The 14,338-nt window shown below is 65.9% G+C and carries 15 protein-coding genes; 6 read left to right on the top strand and 9 right to left on the bottom strand.

What is annotated here, in order from left to right:
- Window positions 1-27: 27 nt before the first annotated feature.
- The gene (locus FR728_RS13545) at window positions 28-477 is read right to left on the bottom strand and encodes a GNAT family N-acetyltransferase (protein ID WP_149893258.1); all 450 of its coding nucleotides are present in this window, start codon (window positions 475-477) and stop codon (window positions 28-30) included.
- A 206-nt stretch (window positions 478-683) separates the two neighbouring features.
- Here FR728_RS13545 and yddG point away from each other — a divergent pair, with 206 nt between their 5' ends.
- The 3 genes from yddG to FR728_RS13530 are packed head-to-tail and all read left to right on the top strand — an operon-like array spanning window position 684 to window position 2,806.
- The gene (gene yddG, locus FR728_RS13540) at window positions 684-1,637 is read left to right on the top strand and encodes an aromatic amino acid exporter YddG (protein WP_149893257.1); all 954 of its coding nucleotides are present in this window, start codon (window positions 684-686) and stop codon (window positions 1,635-1,637) included.
- A gap of 60 nt (window positions 1,638-1,697) precedes the next feature.
- Window positions 1,698-2,594, top strand: a complete 897-nt coding sequence (locus tag FR728_RS13535; RefSeq protein WP_149893256.1) for an HpcH/HpaI aldolase/citrate lyase family protein — start codon at window positions 1,698-1,700, stop codon at window positions 2,592-2,594.
- A gap of 8 nt (window positions 2,595-2,602) precedes the next feature.
- On the top strand, window positions 2,603-2,806 hold the full coding sequence (locus tag FR728_RS13530) for a DUF1737 domain-containing protein (protein WP_149893255.1): 204 nt from the start codon (window positions 2,603-2,605) through the stop codon (window positions 2,804-2,806).
- A 74-nt stretch (window positions 2,807-2,880) separates the two neighbouring features.
- Here FR728_RS13530 and FR728_RS13525 read toward each other — a convergent pair whose 3' ends face one another.
- From FR728_RS13525 to FR728_RS13510, 4 genes are all read right to left on the bottom strand, one after another.
- Window positions 2,881-4,035: a DUF1513 domain-containing protein gene (locus tag FR728_RS13525; RefSeq protein ID WP_149893254.1), complete on the bottom strand. Its 1,155-nt coding sequence runs from the start codon at window positions 4,033-4,035 to the stop codon at window positions 2,881-2,883.
- Between the two features lie 16 nt (window positions 4,036-4,051).
- On the bottom strand, window positions 4,052-5,158 hold the full coding sequence (locus tag FR728_RS13520) for an imelysin family protein (protein ID WP_149893253.1): 1,107 nt from the start codon (window positions 5,156-5,158) through the stop codon (window positions 4,052-4,054).
- Window positions 5,159-5,185: 27 nt separating this feature from the next.
- A complete protein-coding gene (locus tag FR728_RS13515; RefSeq protein WP_417715390.1) occupies window positions 5,186-6,721 on the bottom strand; it encodes a di-heme oxidoreductase family protein in 1,536 nt (511 codons plus the stop codon).
- 171 nt (window positions 6,722-6,892) lie between these two features.
- Window positions 6,893-8,149 carry an imelysin family protein gene (locus tag FR728_RS13510; RefSeq protein WP_149893252.1) on the bottom strand — a complete coding sequence of 419 codons (1,257 nt, stop codon included), beginning with the start codon at window positions 8,147-8,149 and terminating at the stop codon, window positions 6,893-6,895.
- Between the two features lie 458 nt (window positions 8,150-8,607).
- Here FR728_RS13510 and FR728_RS13505 point away from each other — a divergent pair, with 458 nt between their 5' ends.
- Together FR728_RS13505 and FR728_RS13500 are read left to right on the top strand one after the other, a co-directional pair.
- The gene (locus FR728_RS13505) at window positions 8,608-9,102 is read left to right on the top strand and encodes a tellurite resistance TerB family protein (protein WP_149893251.1); all 495 of its coding nucleotides are present in this window, start codon (window positions 8,608-8,610) and stop codon (window positions 9,100-9,102) included.
- A gap of 113 nt (window positions 9,103-9,215) precedes the next feature.
- Window positions 9,216-9,968: a glutamine amidotransferase gene (locus tag FR728_RS13500; RefSeq protein WP_149893250.1), complete on the top strand. Its 753-nt coding sequence runs from the start codon at window positions 9,216-9,218 to the stop codon at window positions 9,966-9,968.
- Window positions 9,969-10,012: 44 nt separating this feature from the next.
- Here FR728_RS13500 and FR728_RS13495 read toward each other — a convergent pair whose 3' ends face one another.
- Both FR728_RS13495 and gloB read right to left on the bottom strand, forming a co-directional pair.
- Window positions 10,013-10,459, bottom strand: a complete 447-nt coding sequence (locus tag FR728_RS13495) for a cupin domain-containing protein (RefSeq protein ID WP_149893249.1) — start codon at window positions 10,457-10,459, stop codon at window positions 10,013-10,015.
- A gap of 3 nt (window positions 10,460-10,462) precedes the next feature.
- On the bottom strand, window positions 10,463-11,245 hold the full coding sequence (gene gloB / locus FR728_RS13490; protein ID WP_149893248.1) for a hydroxyacylglutathione hydrolase: 783 nt from the start codon (window positions 11,243-11,245) through the stop codon (window positions 10,463-10,465).
- Between the two features lie 129 nt (window positions 11,246-11,374).
- On the opposite strand from gloB, the gene FR728_RS13485 reads away from it, so the two are divergent.
- Entirely contained in the window at window positions 11,375-12,148 is a 774-nt protein-coding gene (locus tag FR728_RS13485; RefSeq protein ID WP_149893247.1) for a class I SAM-dependent methyltransferase, read from the top strand.
- A 3-nt stretch (window positions 12,149-12,151) separates the two neighbouring features.
- Here FR728_RS13485 and metW read toward each other — a convergent pair whose 3' ends face one another.
- Both metW and metX read right to left on the bottom strand, forming a co-directional pair.
- Window positions 12,152-12,784, bottom strand: a complete 633-nt coding sequence (gene metW, locus FR728_RS13480; protein ID WP_149893246.1) for a methionine biosynthesis protein MetW — start codon at window positions 12,782-12,784, stop codon at window positions 12,152-12,154.
- Entirely contained in the window at window positions 12,784-14,025 is a 1,242-nt protein-coding gene (gene metX, locus FR728_RS13475) for a homoserine O-acetyltransferase MetX (protein WP_149893245.1), read from the bottom strand. Before metX ends, metW begins: the two co-directional genes overlap by 1 nt.
- Window positions 14,026-14,338: the final 313 nt, after the last annotated feature.

Below are 14,338 nucleotides of genomic sequence, written 5' to 3'. Positions count from 1 at the left end.
AAGGGGCGGAACGAGCGGTGTTCCCGCTCAGCCGTTGATCGGAATGATGTAGCTGCGCAGCTCGTCGGGCTGGGCGATCTTGTCGTAGAGCGCAATTTCCGGGGCGGTCTTGTCCCGCACCAGCCAGCGCAGGTGCAGCCAGCCGCGGCTCTGGCCTTCGGTGACCAGGGTCTCGATCATCTTGCGGCCGATGCCCTTGTTGCGATGGTCGGGGTGCACGTAGATCTCGTCGATCTGGCCGATGCGCAGACCGGTGATGAGGTCCGGCAGGTCGAGGAAGACGGAGAAGCCGACGAGCGTGTTGCCTTCGAAGGCGCCGAGGACCTCGGCCACCTTGTCGGCGAGAATCCGCTCGGCATAGAAATCATCCGGGCGGCGCGGCGCGCCACGCTTCAGGGCCTGGGCGTTCTCGGCAATCAGCGGCGACAGACGATGGGCATCTTCCGTCCGCAGGGCTTTGATCTCGATGGTGCTCATTGCATCTCCGATGGCTTGTGTCCGGTCCGTCCGTGCCGCGAGGCGGGCGGTGGGGCCGGTTGTTCACATTGTCCCACATAACCCCGAAAAGCCGGAGAAAATCAACAGTCTGCGGGCCGCTTCCCCTTGCCGATTTTGTCGCATATAGAAAGAAGGCCTGCCGCGATCTCTCCGCAGGCGTCCCTTCCTCACCGACAGAGGTCCCCATGCAGGATACACAGGATGCCGGCGCACGGCTGAAGGCAACCCTCATCGGGCTGACCGCCGTGCTCATGTGGGCGACCCTCGGCGTTTTCGGGGCGGGATCCGGCTCCGTTCCGCCCTTCCTGCTCAATGCCCTGTGTTTCGGCCTGTCGGGGCTGCTGGCGCTGGCCTATCTGGCCATTCGCGGTCGCCTGCGCCTGCTGCGGCAGCCCCTTGGCGTCTGGGCCTTCGGAACGGTGGGGCTCTTCGGCTTCCATTTCTTCTATTTCACCGCCATCCGTAACGCGCCGCCGGTCGATGCGAACCTGATCAATTACACCTGGCCGCTGCTAATCGTGGTCTTCTCCGCCTTCCTGCCGGGGGAGCGTCTCAAGGCGCATCACGTGGCCGGAACGGTGCTCGGGCTGGGCGGTGCAGGCGTGCTGATCGCGGGGGGCGAGGGGCTGTCCCTCTCGCTTTCCGGCACGGCCGCGCTGGGCTATGGCGCGGCGGTGGCCTCTTCGCTCTTCTGGTCGTCCTACTCCGTCCTGTCGCGGCGTCTGGGGGATGTGCCGACGGAAGCGGTGGCCGGGTTCTGCCTGATGACCTCCCTGCTCTCGGCGGTCTGCCATGTGTTCCTGGAGGACACCGTCTGGCCCGCCACGGTGACCGAGTGGGGCTCGGTGGTCGCGCTGGGGCTGTTTCCGGTGGGCCTCGCCTTCTTCACCTGGGATGTGGGTGTGAAGAAGGGGGACATTCAGGTGCTGGGCGCTGCGGCCTATTCCGCGCCCCTGCTCTCCACCCTGCTGCTCATCGCCTTCGGCTATGGCGCCTTCACTGCCGGGGTGGGCTTTGCCTGCGTGGCCATCACGCTGGGCGCGGTGATCGCGGCCAAGGACATGCTCCTGCGCAAGGGGCGCGGCGACCAGCCTTCTGCGCCAAAAGACGATCTGGTCACGCAGGAAACGGCTCGCTAGCCTGCGCCCAACCCCAGTGACCGGACCCGGTGCCTCGCGCCGCCTCAATCAGGACCGACAATGACCCAGACTGCTCTCAAGCCGCGCCGCTCGGCGCTCTACATGCCCGGTTCCAACGCCCGGGCGCTGGAAAAGGCCCGCAGCCTCGATGTGGATTGCGTGATCTTCGATCTGGAGGACGCGGTGGCGCCTGACCAGAAGGCTCCGGCGCGTCAGGCGATCATCGATGCGCTGTCGGCAGGCGGCTATGGCGACCGGGAACTGATCATCCGCACCAACGGCCTCGACACGCCCTATGTGGACGACGACCTGAAGGCCGTGGTGGCGGCCCGTCCGCACGGGGTGCTGTTGCCCAAGGTGAACACGCCGGGGGACCTGCAGCGTCTGGCCCACAAGCTGGCCGCACTGGATGCCCCGCGGGATCTCAAGGTCTGGGCGATGATGGAAACCCCGCTCGCCATTCTCAATGCCCAGGCGATTGCCGCCTGCGGCCGCGATCCGGAGGTGCGCCTGTCGTGCCTGGTGCTGGGCACGAACGACATTGCCAAGGAAACGCGGGCTGCGCTCAAGCCCGGACGCGCGGTCATGCTGCCCTGGCTCATGACCTGCGTGGCGGCGGCCCGCGCCGGCGGCGTGGACATTCTCGACGGTGTCTACAACGCCTTCCAGGACATGGACGGTTTTGCGGAAGAATGCGTGCAAGGGGCCGACATGGGCATGGACGGCAAGACGCTGATCCACCCCAAGCAGATCGAGCCCTGCCACAAGGCATTTTCGCCGTCCGAGGAGGAAGTCGCCTGGGCGCGCAAGATCAACGACCTGTTCGCGCTGCCGGAAAACGCCGACAAGGGCGCCATTCAGGTGGACGGCAAGATGGTGGAACGCTTACATGCGGACATGGGGCTGCGGGTCATCGCCATCGCCGATGCCATCGCCGCCCGTGCAACCGAGGCATGATCTGAACCATGAAGCTTTTCCGTTTCATTACCGGTCCGGATGACAGCGAGTTCTGTCACCGGGTCACCCAGGCGCTGAACAAGGGCTGGGAACTCTCTGGGTCTCCGTCCCTGACCTTCGACGCGGTGCGCGGCCTGACCATCTGCGGCCAGGCGGTGACCAAGGAAGTTGACGGGGAATACTCCCGCGACATCAAGCTCGGCGACTACTGAGCCAGCGACGTACTCACGAAAAACCCCCGGTAGAGCGATCTCCCGGGGGTTTTTTTCATGTCCGGGCCTGCGCCTCAGATCTGGAACATGTGGTTGTCCCAGGCGACGCCGTTGGCGCGGGAGAGGATGTCGGCCGGGAGGCGCACATCCTCCAGATAGGTGAGCGCGCCGGTGCCGTCGGAAATCAGGAAGCTGTCCTGGTCGATGGGGGCCACGCCGCAGCCGTCGGGCACGTCTTTCGTCGCCAGAAGCTCGCCGGTGGCGGCCTTCCAGAACAGCACCTTGTTGCCGCGCGGGGCCGAGGTGGCGATCACCTCGCCCGAGGCATTGGCGACGACCGAGCCGATGTAGCTTTGCAGCCCGGTGGCGAGTGGCCCGGGAAGCTCCGTCAGGATCGGTGCCCGGTCCCGGGTCATGCGGGCAACAAGCGGCGGCGCCAGGGAGAGATCCCCCTCGAACTGGCCGCCGACCCAGACCTGTCCTGTCGCATCCAGCGCCATGTGGCGGAGGGACAGCTGGTGCAGATCGTGGGTGAGCTCGTGACGGGCCAGAAGATCGCCGTTCTCCATGTCGAGATAGACGATGGAGGGCTGCATGGTGGGGATGTTCAACTTCTCACGCGGCCGTCCCGGGTGGGTCTGGATGCCGCCATTGGCAACGACCATGGTGCGGCCGCCATCGATCAGCATCACGTCATGGGGACCGACGCCGTGAGTGTCGATCTCGCCGATACGCCGGACCTCGCGGCCGCTGACATCATATATCCCGACCACGCCGCGCACGGCCTCGTAGTCGTTCTCCGGCGCGTAGACCAGACGACCGTCGGGGGAGAAGGTGCCGTGGCCGTAGAAGTGCCGGCCCTTGATGGAGGAGATCACCTGCGGTTCGCGTGTCTCGAAGGGGTCGATGACCACGGCGAAGGTGCCCGGGCGGCGGGCGAAGGCCATGATGCGGCGGCGGTCGGGCGAGACGGCCATGCCGTGACCGCGTCCGGGCAGACCGACGCGGGCGAGCAGCTGGCCGGCGTCATCGACGATGGCCAGCGCATAGGAGCCATTGGCCTCACGGCGGGCAGAGGCAAACAGGGGAGCGTCGAGGGCGCCGAGATCCAGCAGCGGCGCGCCGGAGGCGGAAGCCCGCAGACCGGAGGCGGCCAGGAAGCCGGTTCCCCCCAGCCCGGCCAGGAAGGCCCGGCGGGAGATCTCGGTGGGTTTGAAGGGCAGTGTCATGGGCGTGGCTCCGGAATCAGTCGCCGTCGAGGGCGTTGAAACCGCCGGTGAAATTCATGGCTCCCGCGAGGCTCAAGGCGGTGGTGTCGCGCAGGGAGTTGATGGTGATCGTGAGCAGCTTGAGCTTCTCGTAGGTGGCCGGGTCGGTGAGGCTGGCCTTCAGCGGCGTGTCGAGCGAGGCAAGCGTGCGCCGGGCATTGGCAAATTCGAACGTGAGTGATCCGGGCACCCAGGTGAATTCCTCCGGCAGATCCGGGTCGTAATGGGCCACGGCGATGGCCTGTTCCAGGCCGTCAAGCTCCGCCTGAATGAAGGCGGCGGCATTGCCGGAGCGGGCGAAGGGCAGGCGGTGGGGCCGCGAGGTGTCCAGGCTGTCGCCGAGGGCCGGCAGCAGGTCCTGATCCTTGATCACGATGAAGCCGGTGGCGATCGCGTTGAAGATCTCCTCGATGGCCTTCTTGTGGGTGCGGACGTGGTCATGGGCCGGCGTGGGGTCCGTCAGGACGGCGGAATAGCCGGCCGGATCGGCCCAGTCGCGCTGGATGTTTGCGGCGATCACATGGACGTTTTCCGCAATCGCGCGGGAATAGTCGCAGATGAAGTCGTGATCGTCGCCCGCCGCGCCCAGGGTCACGGTGCCGTCGCCGTCAAAGGCGAGGAGCTGGAGCGCGGTGAGACCCTGCAGGGCGACGCTCTTGTCCCGGAGCTGCTCGGCCGAGGTCATGGCCGTGTCCCGCGCCGCCAGGGCCTTGCGGATCTGGCGCTGGGAAATGCCGCGGGGGTCGGGCATGAAGGCGATGGACTCGAGCCGGTTGTTCTCGATCACCGGGCCGAAGCGCAGGAACGAGATGCCGCCGAAGGCGACGACCACATCTCGGTAGGCGCGGGCGAAGCCGTCGCGAGAGGCGTCGTCGGCGGCGTTGCAGACCCCGTCGATCGCCTCCGGGAGGTCGGCCGTAGCGGCCTCGAACCGGTCGGTCGCGGGACGGATATAACCTTCGATGCTGCGCGAGACGTAAGGGGCGAAGGCCAGATCCGCATCCGCCTGCGTCCCCTGCGCACCGGCGGGCGGGGCCGCGCTCACGCTGGTCAGAAGAAGGAGGGCAAGGGTCAGCTTCCGCATGTCCGGGAACTCCAGGTAGTGCGTCCCTCAGAGGGACTTGAGAAAGGCGATGAGGGCCTCGCGGGTGGCGGGTTGCATCGCGACAACCTTGTCGCGGGCCGCCTGGGCCTCTCCGCCGTGCCAGAGCACGGCTTCCAGAAGGTTTCTTGCGCGTCCGTCGTGCAGATAGCGGGTGTGGCCATTGGCGGTCTGCGTCAGGCCGATCCCCCAGAGCGGGGGCGTGCGCCATTCGCGACCGTTGGCATCTCCGTCCGGACGATGGTCGGCAAGGCCTTCGCCCATATCATGGAGCAGGAGATCCGTGTAGGGCCAGATCAGCTGGAAGCGATGTTCCTCGCGCTCCGCCTCCCGGGAGGTGACGAATTTTGGCCGGTGACAGGCGATGCATCCGCTTTCGTGAAAGGCGCGCTTGCCCTCCAGCACCTGCGGATCGGAGACATTGCGCCGGGCGGGCACGGCCAGATGGGCGGAGTAGAAGGCGACCAGATCGAGGATCGGGTCCGGGGCTTCCGTGTCGCCCAACCTGGCCTGCACCCCGTCGGGAAGGGTGCGGCAGGCGCTCTGGGCCGGGGTGCAGTCGCCATAGGCATCCGGTTTCAGCGGGGTCGAGATGCCGATGTCGTTGGAAAAGGCGTCGGCGGCTTGGGCGCGGATCGTCGGGTTGCCCGCCTTCCAGCCGAACCGGCCGAGCACGAGGGCGCCGGTCTCGGGATCGCGCACGAAGCTCGGCTTGCCGGAGATCCCGTCGCCATCGGCGTCTTGCGGGTCGGCAAGCGCCAGGATGTCAGTCGGATTTATGGCCTCCAGCAGGCCGAGCCCGGTCATGGCCGGGGTGACCCGCGGCGACAGCATGGTCTGCGGGTGGAGCGGGCCATAGGCCAGCTTTTCCAGATGATAGGTGGGGGCCTGAAGGGTGGCGGTCTCTCCGCCGCCGAGCGCGATCTCGATGTCGCGGGTCTCGATGGCGAGCTGGGCCTCGCCCGCAAGGCCGACCACGGCGAAGCCCTGAAGCTGGTGGCCGTAGGTCGGCTCCGGGATCGACAGGAGCGTCTTGTCGGCGAGCTTCTGCCGGTCTTCGTCCGTCTGCGGCGGAATGGAGAGGCGGAGGAAGAGAGAGACGGCGCGGTCGCCGGGCAGGGGCGGATTGCCGCGGCCGTCGCGCACATGGCACGACTGGCAGGCACGGGCATTGAAGAGCGGCCCGAGCCCGTCTGAGGCCTGGGTCGAGGAGGGGGACGAGGTCCAGAGCTTGTCGAAGAGGGCGCTGCCGAGGCGGAAGTCCAGCATGTCCTGTGCGGTCATGTTGGCGCTCGGATGGGTCAGGACATTGCGGTTTCCGGCCTTGCGCGAGGTGGCGGCACCGCCGGGATTGTCCTCGAAGGGCTCGGCGCGGCTGAAATCCGTGGCGGGCGTGGTGATGGCCTCCACGCGGGCGCGGTCCGTGTCGGAGAGGTCAGGGCGAAGGGATTGGGAGGGCTCTGCGTGGGTGGCCCGGGTCGCCAGAAGCAGGGCAAGGCCGGTCAGCGCGAGGATGCGGAGGCGAGACGGGCGGAATGCAGGCAGCGGCACGGCAGGTGCTCTTCATGCAAGGGATCCGGCGGGCGGATCGGGGTCCGGGGTTGATCCGGTCGTGCGTCGGGAACGGGGCGCCGGATCTGCCGAGGAGACAGACCATCGGCGCGACGGTTCGAAGCCCTTGCCCCGATCCGCCGCGCCGACAGTCTTGTTCTGATCTTATTCGAAGACGGCGGACGGGTTGTCCAGGCTGTCGGAGCCTTCGAAGGCGATGGCTTCCAGGCCGAGGGTCTGAACGACGCGTTCGATGGACTTGGTCTGATCGACCAGAGCATCGACGACGGCCTGAATGACCGCGTTGCCCTCTTCGTTGCCTTCGCCGATCATCTGATCGTAGGATTCACCGCCTTCGGCACGGGCCTTCATGGCTTCGGCGGCTGCCAGGGTGGCGTCCAGCTTGGCCTTGACCTCTTCGGCGAGCGCCGGGTCCTTGGCGGCGACCAGATCGGCCACACTTGCACCGCTCACGGCGCTGGCACCGTCATACTTGCCGAAATAGACGTTCCGGATGCCGACGATGTCGTAGTAGTGCGAGTTGTGGGTGTTGTCGGAGAAGCAGTCGTGCTCCTCTTCCGGATCGTGCAGCATCAGGCCGAGCTTGATGCGTTCGCCGGCCAGTTCGCCGTAGGAGAGCGAGCCCATGCCGGTGAGGATCGTTGCCAGACCGCCAGCTTCGCCCTTGGAGGCGAGGTCTTCGCGGGCAGCGCCGCCGTTGGCCCAGGCCGCGACCATTTCTTCCAGATCGGTGATCAGAAGTTCGGTGGCAGCCTTCAGATAGGCCACGCGGCGGTCGCAGTTGCCGTTGGTGCAGTTGGCCGGATCGAAATCGGTGGCTTCACGGGCGCCAGCGCCGGCGTCGGTGCCGTTCAGGTCCTGGCCCCAGAGCAGGAATTCGATGGCATGGTAGCCGGTCGCCACGTTGGTTTCGGCGCCGCCGGCTTCCTGCAGCTGGTCGGCCAGAAGAGCCGGGGTGATTTCAGTGGCGTCGATGGTCTCGCCGGCCACTTCCAGCTTCGCATTGGCAATGATGTTGGCGGCGTAGAACGGGTTTTCCTCGGACTCTTCGCCATAGGCGGTGTCGACATAGTCGATCAGGCCTTCATCCAGCGGCCAGGCATTGACCTTGCCTTCCCAGTCGTCGACCACGGCATTGCCGAAGCGGAAGGCTTCGGTCTGCTGGTAGGGGGCGCGAGCGGCGATCCAGGCGGCGCGGGCAGCGGCCAGGGTCTCGGCATTCGGGGTGGCGATCAGGGCGTCGATGGCAGCCTGAAGGTCATTGGCGGTGGAAAGCGCATCGGAGTAGCCGGCTTCCGCGACATCCGCGTAGGTGTCTAGAACTTCGGCCGGGGTGGCGGCAAGCGCCGGCAGGGCGAAGAGGGCGGTGGCGCCCAGCAGGGCAAACTTGAGTGCTTTCATAAGCTCGGTCCTCGTTTCATAGCGTCCGTTTCCGGATCGCAGGGCAACGCCGGATCGCCGGGATCCGGTTGAAAAGTCGTCGGCGGCAGCGCCCGTGGACGGGCGGAACATCGGATCCGGGTCGTTGCTCCCGGGCCTTCGGGGAGCTGAACGGCAGGGCGTCAGGTCGCACCGCTCGGGGGGGCAGACGCATCGCGTGGTCCGGAAACCGATCGCCTCAGGGGGGAGCAATTCAATACCAGAGGATTTTAGTCAAGTATATTATGGATGTTTTTCAATAGTTTGGAATCATTCGAAACAAGGCTGAGATGTCCGCTTTCGTCAGCGGGGCGTTCACGAAAGGGTCAAACCCTTGAGGAACCACGAGCATTGTCCGTGCGTTCCGGACACCCTAGGTTAAGGGTTCTCTATCCCTTTCCGCCCATAGTGCGGGAAGACGCATTCCACGGACGGATTTCATGCTCAACGCCTTCAAGGACTTTCTTCGCGATATCACCCTCGGGGAACCCCGCAAGAACGGGATGGCCGAGGATGAGACCCGGCTGGCGGCCGCAGCCCTGCTGTTTCATCTGGTGGATGTGGATGGTGTGGTGGAGGCGAAGGAGGCGGCCAAGCTGCGGGAGATCCTGAAGGATCACTATTCCCTGAGCGATGCGGAGACCACCCAGCTTATCGAAGCGGCGAAGCTGAAGGATCACGAGGCGGTGGACCTCTATGGCTTCACCTCCGTGCTGAAGCGCCAGACCGACGAGACGGAGCGCCTCGCCATCATCGAGATGATGTGGGAAGTCGTCTATGCGGACGGCGTGGTCCACGAGTTCGAGGACAACACCATGTGGCGGGTGGCAGAGCTTCTGGGCATTTCGTCCCGTGACCGGATGATCCTGCGCAAGAAGGTTGCCGAGCGGCTCGGTCTCGAGGGCATCCTCAACGACGATGCTCCGGACACCTGACGCGGAACGATTTTGCGCTGCCTTGAGAAAGTGCAGAAAACTGCCTCTCCCAGCGGCAGATCTGCCGAAAGGCAAGGCTCGACGTGCCGAACGAATACGCTAGACTTGTTGGCATGAGACACGAAACCTTTACCTCCGACCGTCCGCGCATCCTGATCGTTCTCCATCAGGAGAATTCGTCACCCGGCCGTGTCGGCCAGCAGCTGCAGGCGCGGGGGTTCCAGCTCGACATTCGCAAGCCGAGGTTCGGCGATCCCCTGCCGCAGACGATGGAGCACCATGCCGGGGCCGTGGTCTTTGGCGGTCCGATGAGCGCTAATGATCCGGAAGCCTATGTGCACAAGGAGATCGACTGGATCGGCGTGCCCCTGAGGGAAGAAAAGCCCTTCCTCGGCATCTGCCTCGGGGCCCAGATGATGGTGAAGCAGCTCGGCGGCCGTGTCGCCCCCGATCGGGACGGTCATGTGGAGATCGGCTATTACCCCATCGAGCCCACGGACGAGGGCCAGACCCTGCTGCCCTGGCCCGAGCGGGTCTATCAGTGGCACAGGGAAGGCTTCTCCCTGCCCAAGGGCGCGACCCTGCTGGCCCGGGGCGGGACCTATCCCAATCAAGCGATCCGTTATGGCAAGGCCGCCTATGGCATCCAGTTCCACCCGGAGCTGACCCACGCCATGATGGTGCGCTGGACGACGCGCGGCGCGCCGCGTCTGTCGCTTCCCGGCGCCCAGAAGCGCGGCGACCATTTCGCCGGACGCTTCGTGCATGACCGCGCGGTGCAGGCCTGGCTCGATCAGTTCCTCGATCTGTGGATCGGGCGGGTTGAAAACGGCGCCGCTGCCGCTCCGAGCCATCTCCGCGGATAGTCAAGATCCCGGACCAGCCTTGCTGGCCCCGTGTCCTGGACGGCTCATGCGGCTCCGGGCTGCCAGTCTTCTGGCGCCATCTCGAACCCTTCGAAACGGAACCCGGGTGCCACCGTGCAGCCGACGAGCGTCCACGCGCCAAGCGAGCGTGCCTGTTGCCAGGCATGACGGGGGACGATCCCTTGCGGACGCTCTCCGGCCAAGAGATCCGGCCCGAGGCGCAGGGTCTCGACCGCCTGTCCGTCCACGCTGACGGAAAGCTCCAGCGGACTTCCCCCATAGTGGTGCCAGGTTTCCACCGCATCCACCTTGTGCCAGCGGGAGACCACCGCTTCCGGCAGGAGGAAATAGATCAGGGTCGATGCCGGGCGGCCGTCGGCGTCGGTCACCTCATCGCGGAAGGTCTCGACGTAGAAGCCCCCCTCCGGGTGCGGCTGCATGGCCAGAAGGGCGACCACCTGATCGGCGGAGAGGGACGGGTCCGGGGCCATGGGTCAGGCCTTGTCCTTGCGGGTGCGGATTTCGGCAAAGACCTCGGCATCGGACGCCCCGCTCATGGCAAGGGCGGCCTTCACGCCTGGCTGGTCGGCCCGCAGGAAGGGGTTGGTCGCCAGTTCCTGTTCCATGGTCGTTGGCAGGGTCGGGCGTCCCTGGGCCCGAAGCCTGTCCACTTCTGCGGCGCGGATCTTCAGGGCCTCGTTTTCCGGCTCGATGGTCAGCGAGAAACGGGCGTTGGTCTGGGTGTATTCGTGGCCGCAATAGATGCGCGTGTCCGCGGGCAGTCTTTCTTTCAGCCGGGCGAGCGATGCCCACATCATCGGCAGGTCGCCCTCGAACACCCGCCCGCAGCCGAGCGAAAAGAGCGTGTCGCCGGTGTGGGCGAGCTTCAGGGTCGGGATGTACCAGGAGATCTGATCGAGCGTGTGGCCCGGCGTGCCGATGGCCTCCACCTCCCAGTCGCCGAGGGTGATCGTGTCGCCATCCTCGACAAAGGCGTCGAGCCCCTCGATCTTGTCGCGGGAAAGCGCGGGGCCGGTGACATGGGCGCCGGTTGCGGCCTTCAGCTCGTCCAGGCCCTGCACGTGGTCCCAGTGATGGTGGGTGATCAGGATCTCGTTCAGGGTCCAGTCGCGCTCCTTCAGGTGGCGCAGATAGGGGGCGGCTTCCGGAACGTCGACGGCAATGGTCAGATTCTGGTCCGCATCATGGATGAGCAGGCCGAAATTGTCGGAGAGACAGGAAAACTGGATGATCTCAATGGAAGAACCGGTGGGCATGGGGCCTCATCGTATCAGGAAAACAGCTTAAAATTTCAGTGAGAGTGGCAAAGCCCCGAAGCTCCTGCAAGGGTCTTGCGCCGTGACGGCAATCAAGGTTCAATCGCCGCTCATCGAAACGGGCCCTTCATGTATCTCGACGTTGCGGATCTGCGAACCTTCTACGACCTGCCGCTCGGGCGCCTTCTCAGGGTGCTGATCGGCGGGCAGATCCGCACTCTCTGGCCCTCGCTGGAACGGCAGAGCCTTCTCGGGCTGGGCTATGCCGGGCCTTTCATGCGGCCCTATCTGGGCAGTGCCGAGCGCTGCATTGCTGCCATGCCGGCGCGCCAGGGGGCGGTCGGCTGGCCGCGCGAGGCCGACAATGCGGCCACGCTCGTGGACGAAACCAGTCTTCCTTTTTCCGATGCCTTCTTCGACCGGATCATGCTGGTGCATGCGCTGGACCATTCCGCCAATCCGGCGGATCTTCTGACGGAAGCCTGGCGGGTGCTTGCGCCCGGCGGGCGGCTGATCGCCGTGGTGCCCAACCGGCGTGGCCTGTGGTCGCAATCGGAACTCTCGCCCTTCGGCTATGGGCGTCCCTATTCGCGGTCCCAGCTCAAGAACCTGCTGCGCTCCTGCCTGTTCGAAGTGACGGGAGACCGGGAAGCCCTGTTCCTGCCGCCAACCCGGGCGCCCTTCATCCTGCGCTCGGCGCGCAGCTGGGAAGGGGTGGGGCGGCGTCTGTGGCCAGCCTTCAGCGGTCTGCTGATCGTGGAGGCGGAGAAGCGTCTCTATCGCGGGGTGCCGGCAGAGACGAGCAACAATCCCTTGCGGGTGCTGCGGCCGGTCTTCGTGCCGGAGGGAACGCCGGTGGGCATGAAGCCCGTCCGGCGCAGCCTCTCCGACAAGTCTTCCTGAGGCTCAGCGCCGGAGCAGGAACACCGCCTGATTGGCGAGAAGGTTCCATATCCACCAGGGAGCGGGCACGGAAATGCGGCTGCCGGCGGAATCCAGCGGAATGGCCTTTTCCACGGTGGCATCCAGCTGACGGCAGAGATTGCCGAAGTCCTTCAGCGAGCAGAAGTGGATGTTCGGCGTGTTGTACCACTCGTAGGGCAGGTACTTGGTCACCGGCATGTGGCCGAAGAGGCCGAGCTGCATGCGGTTGCGCCAGTGGGCGAAGTTCGGGATCGAGATGATCACCTGCTTGCCGATGCGCAGCAGGTTGTCCATCACCTTTTCCGGGTCGCGGGTGGCCTGCAGAGTCTGGCTCATCACCACCACGTCGAAGGCGTTTTCGGGATAGTCCGCGAGATCGGTGTCCGCATCGCCCTGAATGACCGACAGGCCCTTCTCGACGCATTTGTTCACCCCGCGCTGGGAGAGTTCGATGCCGCGGCCGTCCACGTGGCGTTCCTGCTGCAGCAGGGCCAGCAGCACACCGTCGCCGCAGCCGATGTCCAGCACCCTTGCGCCCTCCGGCACCAGGCTCGCCAGCACACGGTGGTCGCCGCGAATGGCGGTGCCGCTGAAGTTGAGCGAGATCTCGGCCATCAGTCGGCTCCTCCGGTGGCAGTTTGGGCGGCATCGGCTGCGGCCGGGCGCGCCGGGCCGGGGGCCGGAATGCCGCGGGCCCGCGCCGCACCGGTGATGAAGCCGCGGATCGTGGAGAACATTTCCGGCACGTCGAGGAGGAAGGCGTCATGGCCGCGGTCGCTGTCCACCTCGACGAAGGAGACGTTGGCGGCCGCCGCGTTCAGGGCCTTCACGATCATCCGGCTTTCCGACGTGGGGAACAGCCAGTCCGAGGTGAAGCTCATCACGCAGAAGCGGGTCTTGGTGTCATGGAAGGCGAGCGGCAGGGAGCCGAACTCGGCCGCCAGGTCGAAATAGTCCATGGCCCGCGTGACATAGAGATAGGAATTGGCGTCGAACCGGTCGACGAAGGTCATGCCCTGGTGACGGAGGTAGCTCTCGATCTGGAAGTCGGCATCGAAGCCGAAGGTCAGGTCGTCGCGGTCCTGCAGGTTGCGGCCGAACTTCCGGTGCAGGGAGCTGTCGGACATGTAAGTGATGTGGGCGGCCATGCGGGCCACGGCCAGACCCTTCACCGGGCGCTTGCCTGCCTCGATATAGGCCCCGTCGCACCAGTCAGGGTCCGCCATGATGGCCTGACGGCCGACTTCGTGGAAGGCGATGTTCTGGGACGAGTGACGGGCGCCGGTGGCAATGGGCACGGCCGCGAAGACCCGTTCCGGATAGCTCGCGGCCCATTGCAGCACCTGCATGCCGCCCATGGATCCGCCGACGACGGCAAAGAGCGTGTCGATCCCCAGCCGGTCGACCAGACGCGCCTGGGCGCGCACCATGTCGCGGATGGTGACGACGGGCATGGTCAGGGCATAGGGCTCGCCGGTTTCCGGGTTCAGGCTGGCGGGGCCGCTGGTGCCCATGCAGCCGCCCAGAACGTTGGAGCAGATGACGAAATACTTGTCCGTGTCGACCGGGCAGCCGGGGCCGACCATGCGTTCCCACCAGCCGGGCTTGCCGGTGACCGGGTTCACGGAGGCCACATACTGGTCGCCGGTCAGGGCGTGACAGATCAGGACCGCGTTGGACTTGTCGGCGTTGAGGGTGCCGTAGGTCTCATAGGCGATCTGCCAGGGAGCGATTGCCTTGCCGCAATCGAGCTCCAGCGGCTCGTCGGCGCCGAAGCGGGCCACCTGGCTGCTCGGGTCCACCGCCTGGCTGCGGGACAGGGCATGAAGGGTCGGTGCGGATGGTTCGTCGGCCATTGTCTGCCAGTTCTTCTCTCGCCTGCGATCTGAGCCCGCCATCGGCCGGGGTCCGGCACGGATGCGGGACCTCTGCACCTAGGCGGCGGGCGACGCCAAGTCAATGGTTTGCTGCGGGGAGCTGGTCTGCTTTCCATGCGGCGATGCAGCGCCGGATTTCCCTGCGGCAGGCCCGTCCGGGCGCTGTTTTTCTTTTTACACTTCTGCTTCCGAGGTGTAGACCCCGTGCTGAGGTTCCTGTCGAGCCTGCCGGAGGCGGGCCCGCGACCGATATTTCACTTCTTGCGGAGGTGCCGTGTGCCGGCGCCTTCTC

Origin of the sequence: Roseibium aestuarii (assembly GCF_008477545.1) — a bacterium.
In the GTDB taxonomy this organism is placed as follows: Bacteria; Pseudomonadota; Alphaproteobacteria; order Rhizobiales; family Stappiaceae; genus Roseibium; species Roseibium aestuarii.
The sequence above is the reverse complement of the archived record's forward strand: the minus strand, read 5'-3'. Positions and strand labels throughout refer to the sequence as shown.

Bases quoted from the DNA above. Each gene is read 5' to 3' on its own strand.
- FR728_RS13545 (WP_149893258.1), bottom strand. From the start codon at position 477: ATGAGCACCATCGAGATCAAAGCCCTGCGGACGGAAGATGCCCATCGT.
- yddG (WP_149893257.1), top strand. From the start codon at position 684: ATGCAGGATACACAGGATGCCGGCGCACGGCTGAAGGCAACCCTCATC.
- FR728_RS13535 (WP_149893256.1), top strand. From the start codon at position 1,698: ATGACCCAGACTGCTCTCAAGCCGCGCCGCTCGGCGCTCTACATGCCC.
- FR728_RS13530 (WP_149893255.1), top strand. From the start codon at position 2,603: ATGAAGCTTTTCCGTTTCATTACCGGTCCGGATGACAGCGAGTTCTGT.
- FR728_RS13525 (WP_149893254.1), bottom strand. From the start codon at position 4,035: ATGACACTGCCCTTCAAACCCACCGAGATCTCCCGCCGGGCCTTCCTG.
- FR728_RS13520 (WP_149893253.1), bottom strand. From the start codon at position 5,158: ATGCGGAAGCTGACCCTTGCCCTCCTTCTTCTGACCAGCGTGAGCGCG.
- FR728_RS13510 (WP_149893252.1), bottom strand. From the start codon at position 8,149: ATGAAAGCACTCAAGTTTGCCCTGCTGGGCGCCACCGCCCTCTTCGCC.
- FR728_RS13505 (WP_149893251.1), top strand. From the start codon at position 8,608: ATGCTCAACGCCTTCAAGGACTTTCTTCGCGATATCACCCTCGGGGAA.
- FR728_RS13500 (WP_149893250.1), top strand. From the start codon at position 9,216: ATGAGACACGAAACCTTTACCTCCGACCGTCCGCGCATCCTGATCGTT.
- FR728_RS13495 (WP_149893249.1), bottom strand. From the start codon at position 10,459: ATGGCCCCGGACCCGTCCCTCTCCGCCGATCAGGTGGTCGCCCTTCTG.
- gloB (WP_149893248.1), bottom strand. From the start codon at position 11,245: ATGCCCACCGGTTCTTCCATTGAGATCATCCAGTTTTCCTGTCTCTCC.
- FR728_RS13485 (WP_149893247.1), top strand. From the start codon at position 11,375: ATGTATCTCGACGTTGCGGATCTGCGAACCTTCTACGACCTGCCGCTC.
- metW (WP_149893246.1), bottom strand. From the start codon at position 12,784: ATGGCCGAGATCTCGCTCAACTTCAGCGGCACCGCCATTCGCGGCGAC.
- metX (WP_149893245.1), bottom strand. From the start codon at position 14,025: ATGGCCGACGAACCATCCGCACCGACCCTTCATGCCCTGTCCCGCAGC.